Source organism: Stenotrophomonas sp. SrG, assembly GCF_050031795.1.
GTDB classification, from domain to species: Bacteria; Pseudomonadota; Gammaproteobacteria; order Xanthomonadales; family Xanthomonadaceae; genus Stenotrophomonas; species Stenotrophomonas rhizophila_A.
Map to the genome: position 1 here is coordinate 1 of NZ_JBNBBE010000169.1, position 284 is coordinate 284.

Sequence of the window (284 nt, forward strand, 5' to 3'; positions counted from 1 at the left end):
CACCTGGGCGTCGCTGCAGTCCGCACGCGCGCCCCAGCAACCGAAGGAGCAACAGCCATGAGCAATGCGCCGCAACCCGAGAAGAGCGCCATTCATGCACCGCACCTCAACTGGAGCGGGGTCCACGGCGTAGCCCAGCTGTCCACGCCGGCGCTCATCTTCGGCCCCGGCAAGGAGATCTTCCGGATTCAGCCGGACGGCAGCGTGCGGCTGGCCGAAGGCGCCCAGCTCGACGACGCCGCGCGTGCCTTCTGGGCGGCGGTGGATCATTTCCGCCCTATGAC

The 284-nt window shown here is 68.7% G+C and carries 1 protein-coding gene; it reads left to right on the plus strand.

Annotated elements, in window-relative coordinates:
- Positions 1-57: 57 nt before the first annotated feature.
- A partial coding sequence (locus ACQG3P_RS19400) for a hypothetical protein (RefSeq protein WP_426805953.1) occupies positions 58-284 on the plus strand: 227 nt, incomplete at its 3' end.